Raw genomic sequence first — 18,052 nt, forward strand, 5'->3', positions numbered from 1 at the left:
AAGGCTTACGCCTTGAACTCCTTGTTCCAGAAGTCGAGCGTGCGCTGCGACCGCCCGGCGGCGTAGGCGTAGTCCGGCTTCAACAGCCGCGCGCGCTCGGCCTCGGTGAGGCTGACCTGCTTGGCCAGATCCTCCGGCAGCACCGCATCGGTGACGGTCGGGACATAGCCCATCTTGTCGGCGAAGCCGCCTTGCGCCTTGGCGTCCAGCATTGCGTCGAGATAGGCGAAGCCGCCGGCCTTGTTCTTGGCGTTCTTGGCAACCGAGGCCTGGAACACGATCGCCGGCGTGCCTTCCTTCGGCACGACGTGCGCAAGCGGAATGCCCGACTTCTTCCACATGAAGCCGCGGGCGAGCCACATCGTGGTGATCCACACCTCCTCCGACTTCAGCGCCGCCGCCAAGGCCTCGTTCGAGGGATAGATCTTCACATCGAGCGAGCGCCAGTCCATCAGCTTCTTCTCGGCCGGATCGAGATTGCTGGGACTGCCGCCACCGGCCAACGCCGCTGCCAGTGTGTTGTTGGGATAGAGAATGTCGGACAGGCCGATGCGGCCGCGCCACTTTGGATCCCAGAGATCGGCGAACGACTGCGGCGGCGTCTTCACCTGGTTGGTGTTGTAGAGGATGACCTGCGCCGAATAGATGTGCGGGATCGCGATGTCGGAGCGCAGCTCCGGGAACACATTGTCGAGCCGCTTCACCTGGGCCGGATCGATCTTCTCGAACACGTCGGATTGCGACACGATGTAGGCGTCGTTGTCGGACAGGCAGGCCACGTCCATCGAGCCGCGGCGGCTCTGGCGCTCAGCGATCAGCTTCGTCTTGCGGGGATCGGCGTTGCCGACGTCCTGCACGATCTCAAATCCCTTCGGCGTCATGATCGGCTTGTCGATGATGTCGGACAGCAGCTGGCCGTAGTCGCCGCCCCAGGTGCCGACCACGACCTGCCCGCCTTCGGCACGGGCGGTAGGCATGCCGGAGGCCAGCGCGGCGACGCCGGCGCTGGCGGAGAGAAAGTGACGTCGCGAAATCATGGGGGAACCTCTCGCTTGGGATGATCAGGACAATGTTTGCGGCACGAGACGCGGGACCTTGCGATCCCACTGCAGGGATACGGAATCGTTGGCCTTGAGGGCGGCCAGCGGCTCGCCGGCATCGGGCGTCGGCCTGACGGCGACCAATGTCTCGTCGCCGATCGCCACCACATATTCGGTCTGTGCGCCCATATAGGTGATCGCCTGCACGCGGCCGCGCACCTCGCCGGACTCGCCGGGCACGATGGCAATCCGCTCCGGGCGCAGCGCGAACGCATCGGCATCGTCGCGCTCGCCGCTGCCGACATCGACCGGCAGCAGCAGGCCGCCGCTGGTGCGGAACTGGCGCTCATTCGCGCGCCGCCCCGACAGGATGTTGCAGCGGCCGACGAAGTCGGCGACGAAGGCATCATCCGGCGAATCGTACAGCTGCTGCGGCGTGCCGATCTGGCGCACGCGGCCGCCTTCCATCACCACGAGGCGGTCCGCCATGGTCAGCGCCTCCTCGCGGTCATGCGTCACCATCAAGGTGGTCAGGCCGAGCCGCTGCTGCAGCGCGCGGATCTCGAGCCGCACCTCGGCGCGCAGCTTGGCGTCGAGATTGGACAAGGGCTCATCGAGCAGGAAGATGCGCGGATTGATCACCAGCGCACGCGCCAGCGCCACGCGCTGCTGCTGTCCGCCCGACAATTGCCGCGGCAGCCGGTCGGCAAGATGCGACAGCCGCACCAGCTTCAGCGCGTCGGCGACCTTGATCTTGCGCTCGCTTGCATTGAGGCCGCGCATCTCCAGGCCGAAGCCGACATTATCGGCTGCGCTCATATGCGGAAACAGCGCGTAGGACTGGAACACCATGCCGGTGGCGCGCTTATAGGCCGGCAGATGCGTGACGTCCTCGCGGTCGAACAGCACGCGGCCGCTGGTCGGTGGCAGGAAGCCGGCGACCATGCGCAACGTCGTCGTCTTGCCGCAGCCGGACGGCCCGAGCAGCGCCACCAGCTCGCCCTCGTTGACAGCGAGATCGAGCCCTTCCACGCCGATGGAGGTGCCGAAGCGCTTGGTCAGCTTCTCGATCGTGAGCTGTGCCATCACACCACCCGCGACAGTTTGACGAAGCGGTCGGTCACCACCATCAGAATGCCGACCAGCGTGATCTGCACGGTGGCGACGGCGGCAAGTGTCGGGTCGATCCGGAATTCGAGATAGTTCAGCATGGCAACGGGAAGCGTGATCCGTCCAGGACCGACCAGCAGCATCGACAAATCGAGATTCTCGAAACTCTGGATGAAGGAGAACATCGCCGCGGCGACGATGCCCGAACGCATCATCGGCAACGTGATGCGGCGGAACACCGTGAACGGGCTGGCGCCGAGATTGGCGGCGGCCTCCTCGGCGGCGCGGTCGAGCCCCTGCAGGCTGGCGACCACGAGACGGACAGTCCACGGAATGGCGAGCAGCACGTGGGCAGCGACGAGGCCTTCCGTCGTCGCCTTGATGTCGCGATCGAGCAGATCCTCGGCCAGCACGTAGAACATGTAGAGGCCGGAGCCGGCGACGACGCCGGGCACGGCCAGCGGCGCCAGCAGGAAAGAGCTCAACGCCCCGCGGCCGCGGAACTCGCCGCGCACGATGGCGAGCGCCGCCGCGGTGCCAAGCGGCACGCCGATCGCGGTCGCGAGCAGCGCGACCTGGAAGCTCGTCATCAGGCCGCGCAAGAACTCCGGCTTGCTCAGCGCGTTCGCATACCACTTCAGCGACAGACCCGGCGGCGGGAAGCTCACGATCTCCTGCGCGAAGAAGCTCGTCACCACGATCATGACGACAGGCGCGAAAATCACGGCATAGGCTGTGACGATCAGAGTCCGCACTGCGAATTGGCCAAGTGATGATTGTCCCGTAAAACGGAACAGCATTGCAGACACCTCAACAAACAGATGCGCACGATGTGCTGACGCATCGTAGTCGTCAGCTCTGCTGCCGCCAAGCCTGGGAGCATGAGTTATCGCAATGCACATTTACATGGGCGAAGCGTCAAGCCGGAACGTCGATCTTGACGCGTGATGCGTCGCCATTTCCATCTTGGCGCGAACGCCGCGCGCGAGACTTGTCGCGCCGGAAAGTTTATTCTTATTTTCGGAATCCACGGAAACGACGCCGCAAATCGCGGCGCCTGCGGCGGGCCGTCGCAACGGCGCAGTTTTGGGCAAATCGTGCTCAATTCTTGCACCGCTGCGATCCAATATTTTGTGCGCCCACGGACAAGTCATCCGCGCGGGCGCGCACCTAAGCTTGCCTTCGAGCTTGGACCGGGGCGACGGCACCAACGCACCGCCGGACCAATGCGATCCTGATCGTTCAAGGAGCTGGCAACATGCAGACGAAGCTATTCACTGGAGCACGGCGCGCGTGGCTTGCCGCGCTCGGCGCCGTCATCGCGGCAGGACTTCTCGCCCCCATCGACGCGCACGCGGCGACCCCCGCAGGCTGCGCGGCGCTGCAGGCGAAATATCCGGACTGGAAGGGCAAGACGCTCGTCAACGCCATCAACCCGCATACCCCCGGCTATGAGGCGATCGACCCGAAGGATCCGAGCAAATATGTCGGCTTCGACATCGACCTCGGCGAAGCGATCGGCGACTGCCTCGGCTTCAAGCTGACCTACAAGCCGGTGACCTTCGCCGCGCTCTTGACGACGCTCGCGAGCGGCCAGGCCGACATTGTGATCTCCGACATCTACGCCACCAAGGAGCGCGCCAAGGCCGCCGACTTCATCACCTATTCGAAGGTGTTCGACGGCGTGCTGGTCGCCAAGGGCAACCCGAAGGGCATCACCGGCATCAACATGACGATGTGCGGCGCGGCCGCCGCCGAGAACACCGGCTATGTCGAGGTGCCGCTGATCCAGGACCTCGCGCCGAAGTGCAAGGCCGAAGGCAAGCCGGAGCCGACCCTGCAGCTCTACGACAACAACGCCAACTGCATCCAGGCCATTCTGGCCGGCCGCGCCGACACCTATGTCAACGACGTCAACACCGTCGACCAGGCAGTGAAGGCCTATCCGGACAAGCTGGAGAAGGCGATCGCGGTGACCATCCCCTATTCGGTCGGCATCGCCGTGCCGAAGGACAAGCCGACGTTCCGCGACGCCGTGCTCGCCGCGCTGATCGAGGTGCAGAAGGAAGGCATCCATCAGGAGCTGCTGAAGAAGTGGCAGCTCGATCCGGCGAACTTCAAGGAGCCGGACATTCTGACGGCGGACTAATTCACTGCCGGTCTCAAGACGAACTACAGCCGCAGCGACGGTGCGCTCCCTCTCCCCGTTCTTCACGGGGAGAGGGTTGGGGTGAGGGGCCGCCACAAGCACCGGACTCGCCGAGAGCCCCCTCACCCGGATTGCATCTTGGATGCAATCCGACCTCTCCCCGCAAGCGGGGCGAGGTGAAGACCACCGGCGCCGCGCCGCATGAGCTGAACTTCGTAGGGTGGGCAAAGCGCAGCGTGCCCACCGTCTTTCTTCCGCAACACCGCGGTGGGCACGGCGCTTCGCGCCTTTGCCCACCCTACGCAGCCGGGCTGATCACCGATGTCCCTCTTCCTGCACTATCTCAGCATGCCGTACATGATACAGGGCATCGAGCTGACCCTGCAGGTCACCGCGCTCGGGCTGATCGGCGGGGTGATCCTCGGCCTCATTCTCGCGGGCATGCAGCTCAGCCGGTTCTGGCTCTTGGCGGCGATCGCGCGCGGCTACACCGTGATCTTCCGCGGCACGCCGCTGATCCTGCAGATGGTGTTCGCCTACGACGCACTGCCGCATATCGGCATCAAGCTTCCGGCGGTGCTGGCGGCGGGCCTTGCGCTCGCCTGCAACGAGGCGCCGTTCATCGCCGAGATGCTGCGCTCCGGCGTGCTCGGCGTCGATCGTGGCCAGCTGCTGGCAGGGCAAGCGCTCGGCATGACACCGGGCGTTCTGATGCGCCGGATCATCGCGCCGCAGGCGATCCGCACCATGATCCCCGCCTTCGGCAACGAGGCGGTGAGCGCGCTAAAGAACTCCTCGCTCGCCTCGGTCATCGCCGTGCAGGAGCTGACGTTACGTTCGACGCAACTCGCCTCCTCCACGTTCGATTTCTTCTCGATCTTCTTCGCCTCGGGCCTCATCTATCTCGTGCTGACCGGCGCGATCAGCGTCATCCAGCTGGCGCTGGAATGGCTGTTTGATCTCGACCGCACGACGAAACAGCGCAAGCTTGCCGACTACCTGCCTTGGCGCCGCGTCGATCTCGCGGCAAAGCCGGAGCCGGCCAGCAAGGCCGCTCCGCCGGAGCCGGCCGAGCTGAAAGAAACGCCGCCGCTCGCGCTGACGATCGAAGATCGCGCCAGGCGTGCCGCCACCATCGCCCGCAACAATGTCGCGGTCGAGGTCAAGGATTTGCGCAAGGCCTATGACGGCAACATTGTGCTCGACGGCCTCGATCTCACGGTGCGGATCGGCGAGGTGATCGCGCTGCTCGGGCCCTCCGGTTCCGGCAAGAGCACCCTGCTCCGCTGCATCAATCATCTGGAGAACTGGGATGCCGGCGAGATCCGCGTCGGCGGCCGCAAGCTCGGCTTCGACGATTCCGGCCGCAAGCTGACGCCGCGCGCGATCGCCAATGAGCGCGCCAATGTCGGCGTCGGCATGGTGTTCCAGCAGTTCAATCTGTTCGGCCATCTGACCGCGAAGGAGAACATCGCCGGTCCGCTGCGCTGGGTGCACGGCCTCGGCCGTTTCGAGGCGGACCGCCGCGCCGCCGAGTTGCTGGAGCGCGTCGGCCTCTCGCACCGCGCCGATGCGCTGCCGCGGCATCTGTCCGGCGGCCAGCAGCAGCGCGTCGCCATTGCGCGGGCGCTGGCGCCGAACCCGAGCGTATTGCTCTTGGACGAGCCGACCTCGGCGCTCGATCCCGAGCTGGTGGGCGAAGTGCTGGAGGTGATCCGCCGGCTCGCCATCGACGACGGCCTCACCATGATCATCTCGACGCATCAGGTCCGCTTCGCCGACGAGGTCGCCGACCGCGTCGCCTTCCTCAATGGCGGCGTCATCCTCGAGCAGGGACCGGCGCATGAGGTGCTGACTAATCCGCGCCATCCGGTGACCGCGCGCTTCCTCTCGGTGATGGATTCCGAGCGGCCGAAGGACGCGGTGGCATGAGCTCACACCTCACGTCAGCAACCAGCGCGTGCCCTTGGCCATCCTTCGAGACGCCCGCCTGCGGCGGGCTCCTCAGGATGAGGTTCGTGGGTGTGGGGCGCGTGCTCCCAACCCTCTCCATGAACACGCCTCTCGGCGTGTTCATGGTCCGGTGTGCAGTGCCTCCGCTTTTGCCCCTCATGGTGAGGAGGCGCGCAGCGCCGTCTCGAACCATGAGGCCCCCGCCTCGCGACCGCGCCGGAACCCGCGTACGAGCCAACATTCTCTCGTTTCTCGATCTTTGAGCAAAGAGGCCCTTGCATGAAGCACCATCTCCTGCCGGTGTCCCAGAAGACCGTCCACTGGGGCTATTTCTCCAAGGTGGTGACACCGGCGCTCACCTTGCGCTCCGGTGATCGCGCCACGATCGAGACGCTGACGCACCACGCCAACGACGATTATGAGCGCATGATCAAGGACGATCCGGGCGCCGAGAGCGTGTTCAAATGGACCAAGGAGCACAAGGCGATCGCGCGGCGCGGCTCCGGCCCGACCGAAGGCCCGTTCATCCGCGGCTCCGGCGAAGGCATCGGCGTGCATCTGCTCACCGGCCCGGTCGCGATCGAAGGCGCCGAGCCCGGCGACGTGCTGCAGGTGCGCATCCTCGACATCAAGCCGCGGCCGAGCCAGTGCGGCTGCCACGCCGGCAAATGCTTCGGCTCCAACGCCGCCGCGAACTGGGGCTTTCACTATCACGATTTGATCGAGGAGCCGAAGCCGCGCGAGGTCATCACCATCTTCGAGCTGGACACCTCCGGCGAGCCGTTCGCCAAAGCCGTCTACAACTACGTCTGGACGCCGCAGACCGATCCCGACGGCATCGTGCATCCGACCATCGACTATCCCGGCGTGCCGGTCGACCACACCACGATCAAGAAGCGCGAGAACATCATGCCGGGCATCAAGGTGCCGGCGCGGCTGCATTTCGGCACCATGGGGCTGGCGCCGTCGGAGGCCGACTATGTCTCCTCGATTCCGCCGAGCTACACCGGCGGCAACATCGACGACTGGCGCATCGGCAAGGGCGCGCGGATGTACTATCCGGTCGCGGTGCCCGGCGCCTATTTCTCGGTCGGCGATCCCCATGCCGCACAAGGCGACAGCGAGCTCGGCGGCACCGCGATCGAGACCTCGCTGACCGGCGACTTCGAGTTCATCCTGCACAAGAAGAGCGATCTCGGCGGCACTCCGCTCGAAGGCCTGACCCATCCGCTGCTGGAGACCGACCAGGCCTGGTCGGTCTATGGCTTCACCTACCCGAATTATCTCGCCGAGCTCGGCGCCAACGCCCAGACCGAGATCGCCAACCACTCCAGCCTCGACCGCGCCATGCGCGACGCCTTCCGAAAACTCCGCCGCTTCCTGATGACCGTGCATCACCTGAGCGAGGACGAGGCGATCTCGCTGCTGTCGGTCGGCGCCGACTTCGGCGTCACCCAGGTGGTCGACGCCAATTGGGGCGTCCACGGCACGATCCGGAAGAACGTGTTCCGATGTGATTGATGGGGCGTTGGTGACACAAACCCTCGCCCAGACAACGGTGCGCTCCCTCCCCCCTTGCGGGGGAGGGTCGGGGTGGGGGGTGCCCCAAGCGAAACTGCCGCCGTGGACCCCCACCCCTGACCCCTCTCCGCCAGGGGGAGGGGAACAGACCGCGAGTGTGGCGACACCGCCGATCGACATGAGTTCCGGAGCAGACGACTGAGCAACTCCGACACACGGATGGGGAAGCGACAGACCATGAGGCTCATCTGGCACGGGGGTTGCTTCGAATTCCCGGACCCGGATCGTGCCATGAGTTTTCGTCCGTTCACCAGTGAATCCTATGCGCGGGACGAACGTCCTGAGGCGTGGCGTGATGTCCTGAAGGCGGTCGGGCTGCAGCCGGCGGCGAAGACGGCGTTTTATGACGGCCACGCGACGGCCTCGCACCGCCATGCGCCTGGCATCGCGCTGTCGCGGCTGGCGGCGGGATCCCAGATCGTGGCGGCGGTGCCGCTGGCCCATGAGGATCTCCCGATCGCGCTGCTCGCGATCGAGGATGGCGCCGTGCTCCGCAGCGGCGACAGCCATCGCATCGTGCCGGCAGGGCATCTGATGCTGCTGCCGCGCGGCGATGACTGGAGTATCGCATTTCAGCGCGATCTGCGCGCGATCGTCCTCTCCGTGACATCGGACGCCCTGCACGGCCGGATCAGCGGCAAGCTGAAATTCGCCAAGCCGCAGGTGATCGCGCCAAGCGGACTCGCCGATGTCGTCTGCCGCACCATCGAGGCCACCGCGCGGGCGCTCGAAACCCTGAGCGATGCCGAATGGAGCACGGTGGCGCAGAGCCTCGTCGATCTCGCGCTGACGCTTGCGCATCAGCAGGCCGCCCTCACGTCCGAGGGCGGCAGCAGCGCCACCCAGGCCGCGATCCTGCACCGGATCTGCCAGACCATCGAGCGCGGTCTCGACGATGCCGAGCTGACGCCCGCGCGCGTCGCCCAGGCCGAGGGCATCTCCGAACGTTACCTGCAAAAACTGTTCGAGAGCGCCGGCGACAATTTCACGCATTACGTCAAGGAGCGGCGGCTGCAGCGGGCCTGGGCCGATCTGTCCAATCCGGCCGAGGCTCATCACTCGATCTCCGAGATTGCCTATCGCTACGGCTTTGCCGACTCGGCGCATTTCAGCCGCAGCTTCCGCGCCCGCTTCGGCCTGTCCCCGCGCGAGTTCCGGCAGCAGAAGGCCGAGCAGGCGGTAACATCAACGGCGCCGCGCGGCCAGCGCGGCTGGCCACAGGATGCGCTGGCGCTGCAGCGGACCTCTCAGTCGCCGGCCTCGTCCAGGAGCGACATCGCGCTGCCCGCACCGGCCAACGACCAGGACGCGCAGCGGCACCACCATCACCTCGCGGTCTCGGCCGAGCGCGTGCATTGGGGCTATTTCAGCCGCTCGCTGCCGCCGCAGCTGGAGATTTCCTCCGGCGACACGATTACGATCGAGACGCTGACGCAGCACGCCTCGGATGATCCGGAACTGATGATCGCAGGCGATGCCGGGGCGCAGAGCGTGTTCGGCTGGACCCGGGCGAAGAAGAACGTCGACCGCCGCGGCGCCGGACCGATGGACGCCAGCGTGTTCGGACGCGGTGCCGGCGAAGGCTTTGGCGTGCACATCTGCACCGGCCCCGTGACCATCAAGGACGCGCAGCCCGGCGATGTGCTCGAGGTGCGCATCCTCGACATCGTGCCGCGGCCGAGCCGCAATCCCACACATCAAGGCCGCGTGTTCGGCTCCAGCGTCGCCGCATGGTGGGGCTATCACTACAACGAGCTGATCGCAGCGCCGGCTCCGCGCGAGGCCGTGACGATCTACGAGATCTTCGCCGACGCGCCCGAGCCGCATGCGCGCGCGCTCTATTCCTACCGCTGGGAGCCGCAGACCGATCCAGCCGGAATCGTGCACGCGACCTACGACTATCCGGGCGTGCCGGTGGTGCCCGGCAGCATCAAGCGCCGCCATGGCGTGCTCGACAACATCCGCATTCCGCTGCGGCCGCATTTCGGCGTCATCGCCGTGGCGCCGCGCGAGGTCGATTTCGTCGACTCGATTCCGCCGTCCTATTTCGGCGGCAATCTCGACAATTGGCGGCTCGGCAAGGGCTCTGCGGTGTATCTGCCGGTCGCCGTTCCCGGCGCGCTGCTGTCGGTCGGCGACCCCCACGCGACGCAGGGCGACGGCGAACTCGGCGGCACCGCAATCGAATGCTCGATGACGGGCACGTTCCAGGTGATCCTGCACAAGAAGAGCCGGCTCGCCGGAAAACCGTTTGCGGATCTCAGCTATCCCCTGATCGAGACCGCGACCGACTGGGTGCTGACCGGCTTCAGTCATCCGAACTATCTCGCGGAGTTCGGCGCGCAGGGCCAGAGCGAGGTCTACAACACCTCCTCGCTCGACCTCGCGATGAAGGACGCGTTCCGCAAGATGCGGCGCTTCCTGATGCACGTCAAAGGGCTGAGCGAGGACGAGGCCGTCGCGCTGATGTCGGCCGCGGTCGACTTCGGCGTGACGCAGGTGGTCGACGGCAATTGGGGCGTCCACGCGATCCTGAGCAAGCGGCTGTTCGAGGATGCAGGCTGAGTTCACTTTGAATCGTCGGGTGGGCAAAGGCGCGCCCGCAGGCCCGCGAATCCAGACATGATCCATCCCGCGCCGTGCCCACCGCGGCTCACAATGGTGGGCACGCGTCGCCTGCGGCGCCGCTTTGCCCACCCTACTCATTCACTCACAGAAAGGACTCACCATGCAGTTCCACATGATCTCCGGCGCGACGAAGCCGGTGGCGCCGTTCAGCCACGCGGTCGAGACCGACGGCTTCGTGTTCGTCACCGGCCAGATGCCGGATTCACCGCAGGCGCCGGGCGTGCTGCCGGAGGGGATCGTGGAGCAGACGAAGGCGGTGATGCAGAACTTGAAGTACATCATCCAAGGTCTGAACCTTGGGCTCGAACACATTGTGATATCTCGGATTTACCTGACCGAATTCAAGCGCGATTACGCGGCAATGAATGAAACCTACCGTTCATTCTTCCCCGCAGACCGGCTGCCGGCCCGCACCTGCGTCGGCGTCACCGGCCTTGCCTATGACGCGCTGATCGAGATCGATCTGGTCTGCCGGAGACCTTAAGCTCCGAAAGGTAAATTTCTCCTCAACGCGCCGTTCCGTCATTCCCTCGGGGATGGGAGCTCCACGCTGTTGCCGATTGCGCGGCCTTCACAGCCGGTGTCAATTCGCCGGACAATTGCGGCGGATCTTCGGGGGAGTGCCATGCCGAACCAGTTTTCGAATCGCCAGGACATCCGCAAGCCGGCGGTGACCAGCAAGGGCGGCATCGTCGCGGCACAGTCGCGGCGCGCGGCCGAGATCGGCGCCGAGGTGCTCGCGGCTGGCGGCGATTGCATCGATGCCGTCATCGCGACCGGCTTTGCGCTCGGCGTGCTCGAGCCGTGGATGAGCGGGCTCGGCGGCGGCGGCGCCATGGTGCTGTACCGCGCCAAGGAAAACCGCGTCGAGGTGATCGACTACGGCATGCGCGCGCCGGACTCGCTTCGTCTCGAAGACTATCCGCTGGCGAATGACGGCACGGTCGCCCCCGACCTGTTCCCATGGGCGCGCGTCAAGAACGATCGCAATCTGCACGGCCCCGGCGCGATCGCGGTGCCCGGCGTCGTCGCCGGCATGGAGGCCGCGCACCGCCGCTACGCCCGGCTGCCATGGCAGGATCTCGTCACGCCCAGCGTGAAGCTCGCCGCCGAAGGACTGCTGGTCGACTGGTGGACCACCGTGATGATCTCGAGCTGCGCCGCCGATCTGCGCCGCTATCCGGCGAGCACGGCCGCCTATCTGAAGGATGGCCTGCCGCCGAACCCGCAATGGGGCGCCAAGGCTGTCGTGCGGATGCCGCAGGAGCAGCTGAAGGCGACGCTGTCGCATCTGGCTCATGCCGGTGCGCGCGACTTCTATCAGGGCGACATCGCACGCTCCCTCACGCGCGACATCCAGGCCGCCGGCGGCGCGCTCTCGGTCGAGGATCTCGCGGCATTCGAGGCCCATGTCCGGGAGGCGCTGGCCATTCCCTATCGCGGCGGCACCGTATTCGCGACGCCCGAGCTGACCGCCGGCCCAACGCTCGCACACGCCCTGCGGCTGATGCAGGCGAACATCACGGCCACGGGCAAGGCGCCTGACGCCGGCGCCTTCATCGCCTATGCGGAGGCGCTGCAATCGGCCTATCGCGAGCGGCTCAACGACATGGGCGATGCCGCGGGCAAGCGCGCCCTGGGCGCCGAATATCTCGCGCCGGCCTGCACCACGCACTATTCGGTGGTCGACCGCGACGGCAACATGGCCGCGGTCACGCAGACCCTGCTGTCGGGCTTCGGCTCGAAGTTCCAGGCGCCGCAGAGCGGCATCATGATGAACAACGGCATCATGTGGTTCGACCCGACGCCCGGCTCGACCAACTCGCTCGCGCCCGGCAAGCGCTGCCTCACCAACTACACGCCGGTGCTGGCACAGGCCGCCGATGGCAAGCGCCTCGCGCTCGGCGCCTCAGGCGGCCGCCGCATCCTGCCCGCCGTGGCGCAGATGCTGTCCTTCGTGATGGACTACGGCATGGACCTCGATGCCGCGATCCACCAGCCCCGCATCGACGCCAGCGAAGGCGAGGTGGTTGGGGCTGATACGCGGCTGCCGGCAGAGGTGATGAACGCCCTCACCGCGAAGTTCGAGACCGTGCCCGCTTCGGTCCAGACCATGCCGATGAAATTCGCCTGCCCCAGCATCGTGCTGCGCGACGGCGACATGAACAGCGGCGCGACGGAGATCTTCCATGCGTGGGGAGATGCCGTGGCGGAGGGGTGATGCGGCCGTAGTTGGATTCGGGCTATCACCGTACTGACGGTGAGCTCCCCTCCCCCTTGCGGGGAGGGGTCGGGGGTGGGGGTCCACGAGTCCCGCTGGATATGAGGAGCGTTGAAGCTCAGCAACGACCATCGTCATCGCCCACGCTTGGCGTCCTTCCGACATACCGTTACGAGCGAATATCCTGATCGGCGCTTCCAATATCCCTCGCATCCGGAGAGATATCAACAGCGCACTCAATTGAGTTCAGCGCCCGGAGACCCCCACCCCCGACCCCTCCCCGCAAGGGGGAGGGGAGATGAGATCGTGGCGCTGTCACCGCAGAACGCATGCACCGAACGAAGCGTTGCGCGGCCACGTTTCGATCTCCAGCAGACGGAGCGCCCTACCCCACCAGCGCCTGCACCAACCCGCTCTCCGGATCCCCCAGCTCGTCGATGACGTCGAAATGGTGCCGGTCGGGCGCCTCGACATAGGCGGTGGACGCACCGAGGCCGGTCCAGATGTTGGCGAGCAGCTGGGCCTGGCGGCGGAATTCGTTGCGCTCGGCGCCGCCGACCCAGGCGGTGAGCTTGGCGCCGTCGACTGGCACGAGCAACGCCGGGCTCTCGCGCAGCGCCGTCGCGTCGTCGATGTGGAGCGTGTCGTTCATCGCCGTCCGCTGCAGCGGGCGCAGATCATGCAGGCCGGAAATCGAGACCACGCTGGCAATGCGTGCCTGCCGTTCGGATGACAGCGGCGCACTGCGGCAGATCATGCGGCTGACGAGATGGCCGCCAGCGGAATGGCCGGTCAGCGCCACCGGTCCGGCGACCTCGTCCATCGCGCGGGCAATCGCCTGCGCGACATCGGCCGAAATGTCGGCAAGCCCGACCTCGGGGCACAGCCGGTAGGACGGCATCGCCACGGCATGGCCGCGCGCGATCGGGCCTGTTGCAAGGTGCGACCAGTAGCTCTTGTCGAGCCGCATCCAGTAGCCGCCATGCACGAACACGACGAGGCCCTTCGGCGTCCCCTCGGGCAGGAACAGATCGAGGCGCTGCCGCTCATGCGCGCCATAGGCGATGTCGAGCTTCGCGCGGCCCTGCCCCGTCAGCTCAGCGCGATACGCTTCCGCCGGCCCGACCCACAGGCCCGGCCAGCGCTCGCCGCCGGCAATGTTCGGGCCGTTAGCATAGGCGTTATCCCAGTCCTTGACGGCGTAGAGCATGACAATCTCCTGTTCGAATGAGCGCGCGACGGCTCTATAGCCCGGTGCGCAGCTTCCAGAGTTCGGGGAACAGCACGATCTCCAGCATGCGGCGCAGATAGTTGACGCCTGACGTGCCGCCGGTACCGGTCTTGAAGCCGATGATGCGCTCGACCGTGGTGACGTGGTTGAAGCGCCAGCGGCGGAAGTAGTCCTCGAGATCGACCAGCTTCTCGGCGAGCTCATACAACTCCCAATGCCGCTGCGGATCGCGGTAGACGCTGGTCCAGGCCGCAATGACCTCGGCGCTCTCGCTGCGCGAGCCGCGCCAGTCGGTGCGCTGCCCGTCGGCGCCGATGAAGAAGCCGCGCCGGGCCAGGAGCCGCAGCGCTTCGTCATACAGGCTGGGCTTCGCCAGGATCGCTTCCAGCTCGGCCGTCAGCTCGGGGTGATGCGCATGCGGGCGCAGCATCGCGAGGTTGCGGTTGCCGAGCAGGAATTCGATCGAGCGATACTGGAAAGACTGGAAGCCGGAGGATTCGCCGAGCTTGTCGCGGAACAGCGTGTACTCGCTGGGCGTCATCGTGCGCAGCACGTCCCAGGCGCCGTTGAGCTGCTCGAAGATGCGCGACACCCGCGCCAGCATCTTGAACGCCGGCTGCACATTGTCGCTGGCGATCGCCGCCAACGCGGCCTTGATCTCGTGGATCGCGAGCTTCATCCACAGCTCCGACGTCTGGTGCTGGATGATGAACAGCAGCTCGTCATGCGCCGCCGACAGCGGCGCTTGCGCATCGAGCAGCCGGTCGAGCTTCAGATAGTCGCCGTAGGACATGCGCTCGCGGAAATTCATCTGCGCGCCGTCGGCGGCAGGATCGTAGGGCGCGCCGCTCATGTCACGAGCTCCTTCTGGCGATATTCGGGCTTGTCCCACAGCTTCTCGACGAGGACCTTTTCAAGAATGTCGACCGCAGCACGTACCTCGGCCTCGCCGATGTACAGCGGCGTGAAGCCGAAGCGCAGCGCATCCGGCGCACGGAAATCGCCGATGACGCCGCGCGCGATCAGCGCGCGCATGATCGCATAGCCGTCCGCGTGGCGGAACGACACCTGGCTGCCGCGCCGCGACGACTCGCGCGGCGAGGCCAAGGTCAGCGACGGGCAGCGTTGCTCGACCTCGGCGATGAACAGCTCGGACAGCGCGACCGAGGCCTTGCGGACATCCTGCATCGACACGCCGTCCCAGGCGTCGAGCGCCGCATCGAGGGCGGCGAGCGCGATGATCGGCGGCGTGCCGATGCGCATGCGTTCGATGCCGCCGCCGGGACGATAATCCAGATCGAAGGCGAACGGCGCCTCGTGGCCCATCCAGCCCGACAGCGCCGGCGGCGCGACATCGGCATGGCGGGGCGCGACATAGATGAAGGCCGGCGCGCCGGGCCCGCCATTGAGATATTTGTAGGTGCAGCCGACGGCGAAATCGGCGTCGCACCCTGCGAGATCGACCGGCACCGCGCCGGCGGAATGCGCGAGGTCCCACACCGTGAGCGCGCCGGCGGCATGCGCCTTCTTCGTCAGCGCGGCCATGTCATGCATGCGGCCGGTGCGGTAGTCCACCTCGGTCAGCATCAGCACCGCGACGCTGTCGTCGATCGCCGCCTCGACCTGCTCGGGCTCGACCACCTTCAAGGCTGCGCGATCGCCGAGCATGCGGACCAGGCCCTGCGCCATGTAGAGATCGGACGGGAAGTTGCCGCTGTCGGACAGGATCACGCGGCGGCTCGGATTGAGCGACAGCGCCGCGGCGAGCGCCTGATACACCTTGATCGAGAGCGTATCGCCCATGACCACCGTGCCGGGCGCAGCGCCAATCAGCCGCGCGACGCGATCGCCGACGCGGCGCGGCTGCACCATCCAGCCGGCGCTGTTCCAGCCGCGGATCAGTTCGCCGCCCCACTCCGCCTCGATCATGCGGCTGACGCGCGCGGACACGGCTGACGACAGCGCACCGAGCGAGTTGCCGTCGAGATAGATCACGCCTTCGGGGATCGTGAAGAGCGATCGGGTCCTGGAAAAATCGGTCATGCTGCTCCTGCTTCCGTCGCGGCCCTGCATGCACGATTCGCGCCGCATCCTGCCAGTGAACCTTGGCTGCGCCGCGGCCCGCACCGCGCCGGATGCATGGCTCCTCCTCGCACGTGTCCGTGACTCCTCGACACATTCCGGACGGGCGATCGCCGCCAGCCCGCGACATTGCCGCGCCACGGAGGGCTTGTCACGCGCGCGCCACGGCGCATGATACGGCGTCGCGATCCACCTGGAGAACCCGACATGCGCTTCCTGCTGCCGCTCGCCTTGCTGATGGCGCTGCTGACCCAGCCCGCCGGCGCGGCCGACGATGCCGGCGCCGCACAGAGCGTCATTCGTGCCCAGGAGCAGGCGTTCGCCCGCGACGATGGTGCAGCCGCCTATGCCCAGGCGGCCCCCGAGATTCAGGCGATGTTTCCCAGCGCCGACATCTTCATGACGATGGTCAAGAGCGGCTACCCGCCGGTCTACCGTCACCGCAGCTTCGAATTCGGTCCGTCACAGGTCGAGAATGGCACCATCGCGCAGCGTGTCCAGATCATCGATGCCGAGGGCGAGGCCTGGGAGGCGCTCTACACGCTGCAGACGCAGCCCGACGGCAGCCTCAAGATCACCGGCTGCTCGCTGCTGAAGGCCGGCCAGGCGGTTTGAGCACGTGCGCATTCAGCGCGTCGGCGCCGGCGGCCCGCCGTGCTGCTGGCGCCATTGCAGGAACTGGCGGAACAGCGCGCTCCGCTCGGTCGGATCGTTGGACAGCTGCCCGCCGCTCTGGCGTACGAAGCTCTCGAACTGCGCCTGCTGCACGTCGGCGACTTGCGGCCGCGGCACGTCGGCGACCTGCGGCCTCGGCGTCATGTTGCGCGCGAGCAGCCAGTCGTCCGCGGCCTTGAAGCGCTTCCAGCCCGGAATGTTGGCGACGATGCTGGACTCCTTCCATTTCGGATGCCGCGGCGGCTTCATGAACTCGTCGTAGTTGGCAAAGAACGCCTCGACGAAGCGCGCCACCTTGCGATAGCGCTCGGTATTCTCCGGCCAGTTGTAGCTGACCAGCAGCATGCCGATCGCCACCGTCTCGATCGTCTCGCCGGGATTGAGCAGGTTGGGATATTCCTCCGACGCCAGCGTGGTCGGGAGATAGAGGTCCTGCAGCCGGCGGTCATAGGGGATCGTCACCAGATGCAGGGCGCGGTTCTCGTTGCGGATGTTGCGGGCGAGCTGGAACACCTTGCCGGTCGAGACGATGTAGGCGTCGGCCTCGCCGTCGATCAGCTTCTGGATCGATTTCGCATCATCCGTCGCATAGTCGAACGACGCGGTCATGCCGAGCCGGTTGAAGATCACGCGCGCGGAATAGAAGCCGACATCGGTCGGCGCGATCACGCGCTTGCCGTTGAGGTCGAAGATCGAGCGGATCGAGGACCGCGCGATGACGTGGATCTCGTTGTGATAGAGCCGCGCGATGTAGCGCAGCTGCGAGGTGATGTCCGGGATGCCGTATTGCAGGCGGTAGAATTCGGGCACGTCGGCGGCGACCGCGCCCATGTCGATGCTCTTCAGGAACAGGATGTCCGAGACGTTGCGCACCGGGCCCTTGCCGAGCACCGGCAACACGCGGACGTTGGTCTGGTCGTCCAGCACGCGCGCCATGTCCGAGCCGAACACCGAGGTCGCGCCGCCCGCGGGCGCCGTGATGATCGTGACGGTGCCGTCGTTGACGTCGTTCGGGTTCGGCAGCCGCCACACGTCAGGCCCGCTGCCGGGCGCCGGCGACAGCGACGCCGGCAGACCGGCAGGCCGCGGCGGCGCAGGAGGGATGGCGGCGGCGGTGGGCTTGGCCGGCGCCGGGGCCACCGGAACGATCAGGGAGCGGGTCGCCGCCGGACGTTGCGGCGGTGGGGTCTGCGGTTGTGGCCAGATCTGGGCTGCCGCATGGCTCGTCAGGAGCCCGATTGCGAGCGCCGCGAACGCCAATCGCGAAGCAGCATGTGAAACGATCGACATAGCGCAACGGCCTCCTGCACCATCGCGATGCCGCCGCAACGATCCCGACCATCCGGAGCTTTCACCTCGCCGCTTTGTGTCAGCCAGCGACG

The 18,052-nt window shown here is 66.6% G+C and carries 14 protein-coding genes; 7 read left to right on the forward strand and 7 right to left on the reverse strand.

Annotation, left to right across the window (positions count from 1 at the left end):
• Positions 1 to 5: 5 nt before the first annotated feature.
• The 3 genes from QQL87_RS17220 to QQL87_RS17230 are packed head-to-tail and all read right to left on the reverse strand — an operon-like array spanning position 6 to position 2,950.
• Positions 6 to 1,037 (reverse strand): ABC transporter substrate-binding protein, encoded by a 1,032-nt coding sequence (locus tag QQL87_RS17220; RefSeq protein ID WP_284420127.1) that lies wholly within the window; start codon positions 1,035 to 1,037, stop codon positions 6 to 8.
• A gap of 24 nt (positions 1,038 to 1,061) precedes the next feature.
• Entirely contained in the window at positions 1,062 to 2,126 is a 1,065-nt protein-coding gene (locus QQL87_RS17225; protein WP_284420128.1) for an ABC transporter ATP-binding protein, read from the reverse strand.
• Complete coding sequence (locus tag QQL87_RS17230) at positions 2,126 to 2,950, reverse strand: ABC transporter permease (protein ID WP_284420129.1); 825 nt, start codon at positions 2,948 to 2,950, stop codon at positions 2,126 to 2,128. Before QQL87_RS17230 ends, QQL87_RS17225 begins: the two co-directional genes overlap by 1 nt.
• A 458-nt stretch (positions 2,951 to 3,408) precedes the next feature.
• Between QQL87_RS17230 and QQL87_RS17235 the strand changes: the two genes are divergently transcribed.
• The 6 genes from QQL87_RS17235 (at position 3,409) to QQL87_RS17260 (ending at position 12,682) form a co-directional block, all read left to right on the forward strand.
• Positions 3,409 to 4,299 carry an ABC transporter substrate-binding protein gene (locus QQL87_RS17235; protein WP_284420130.1) on the forward strand — a complete coding sequence of 297 codons (891 nt, stop codon included), beginning with the start codon at positions 3,409 to 3,411 and terminating at the stop codon, positions 4,297 to 4,299.
• A gap of 321 nt (positions 4,300 to 4,620) precedes the next feature.
• Positions 4,621 to 6,231: an amino acid ABC transporter permease/ATP-binding protein gene (locus QQL87_RS17240; RefSeq protein WP_284420131.1), complete on the forward strand. Its 1,611-nt coding sequence runs from the start codon at positions 4,621 to 4,623 to the stop codon at positions 6,229 to 6,231.
• A 300-nt stretch (positions 6,232 to 6,531) separates the two neighbouring features.
• A complete protein-coding gene (locus tag QQL87_RS17245) occupies positions 6,532 to 7,773 on the forward strand; it encodes an acetamidase/formamidase family protein (protein ID WP_284420132.1) in 1,242 nt (413 codons plus the stop codon).
• Positions 7,774 to 8,064: 291 nt separating this feature from the next.
• Positions 8,065 to 10,398: an acetamidase/formamidase family protein gene (locus QQL87_RS17250; RefSeq protein ID WP_284420133.1), complete on the forward strand. Its 2,334-nt coding sequence runs from the start codon at positions 8,065 to 8,067 to the stop codon at positions 10,396 to 10,398.
• 163 nt (positions 10,399 to 10,561) lie between these two features.
• Complete coding sequence (locus tag QQL87_RS17255) at positions 10,562 to 10,945, forward strand: RidA family protein (protein ID WP_284420134.1); 384 nt, start codon at positions 10,562 to 10,564, stop codon at positions 10,943 to 10,945.
• Between the two features lie 141 nt (positions 10,946 to 11,086).
• Entirely contained in the window at positions 11,087 to 12,682 is a 1,596-nt protein-coding gene (locus tag QQL87_RS17260; protein ID WP_284420135.1) for a gamma-glutamyltransferase family protein, read from the forward strand.
• Positions 12,683 to 13,067: 385 nt separating this feature from the next.
• Here the strand turns inward: QQL87_RS17260 and QQL87_RS17265 are convergent, their stop codons facing one another.
• From QQL87_RS17265 to kynU, 3 genes are read right to left on the reverse strand one after another with little or no spacing between them, the layout of a single operon-like run.
• Positions 13,068 to 13,892 carry a hormone-sensitive lipase gene (locus tag QQL87_RS17265; protein ID WP_284420136.1) on the reverse strand — a complete coding sequence of 275 codons (825 nt, stop codon included), beginning with the start codon at positions 13,890 to 13,892 and terminating at the stop codon, positions 13,068 to 13,070.
• Between the two features lie 34 nt (positions 13,893 to 13,926).
• Positions 13,927 to 14,766: a tryptophan 2,3-dioxygenase gene (gene kynA, locus QQL87_RS17270; protein WP_284420137.1), complete on the reverse strand. Its 840-nt coding sequence runs from the start codon at positions 14,764 to 14,766 to the stop codon at positions 13,927 to 13,929.
• On the reverse strand, positions 14,763 to 15,956 hold the full coding sequence (kynU, locus tag QQL87_RS17275; RefSeq protein WP_284420138.1) for a kynureninase: 1,194 nt from the start codon (positions 15,954 to 15,956) through the stop codon (positions 14,763 to 14,765). Before kynU ends, kynA begins: the two co-directional genes overlap by 4 nt.
• A 246-nt stretch (positions 15,957 to 16,202) precedes the next feature.
• On the opposite strand from kynU, the gene QQL87_RS17280 reads away from it, so the two are divergent.
• Positions 16,203 to 16,610 (forward strand): DUF4864 domain-containing protein, encoded by a 408-nt coding sequence (locus tag QQL87_RS17280; protein WP_284420139.1) that lies wholly within the window; start codon positions 16,203 to 16,205, stop codon positions 16,608 to 16,610.
• Between the two features lie 12 nt (positions 16,611 to 16,622).
• Here QQL87_RS17280 and QQL87_RS17285 read toward each other — a convergent pair whose 3' ends face one another.
• Positions 16,623 to 17,960: a TAXI family TRAP transporter solute-binding subunit gene (locus tag QQL87_RS17285; RefSeq protein ID WP_284420140.1), complete on the reverse strand. Its 1,338-nt coding sequence runs from the start codon at positions 17,958 to 17,960 to the stop codon at positions 16,623 to 16,625.
• Positions 17,961 to 18,052 lie beyond the last annotated feature (92 nt).

It is taken from the genome of Bradyrhizobium sp. SSBR45G, from assembly GCF_030159255.1.
Classification (GTDB): Bacteria; Pseudomonadota; Alphaproteobacteria; order Rhizobiales; family Xanthobacteraceae; genus Bradyrhizobium.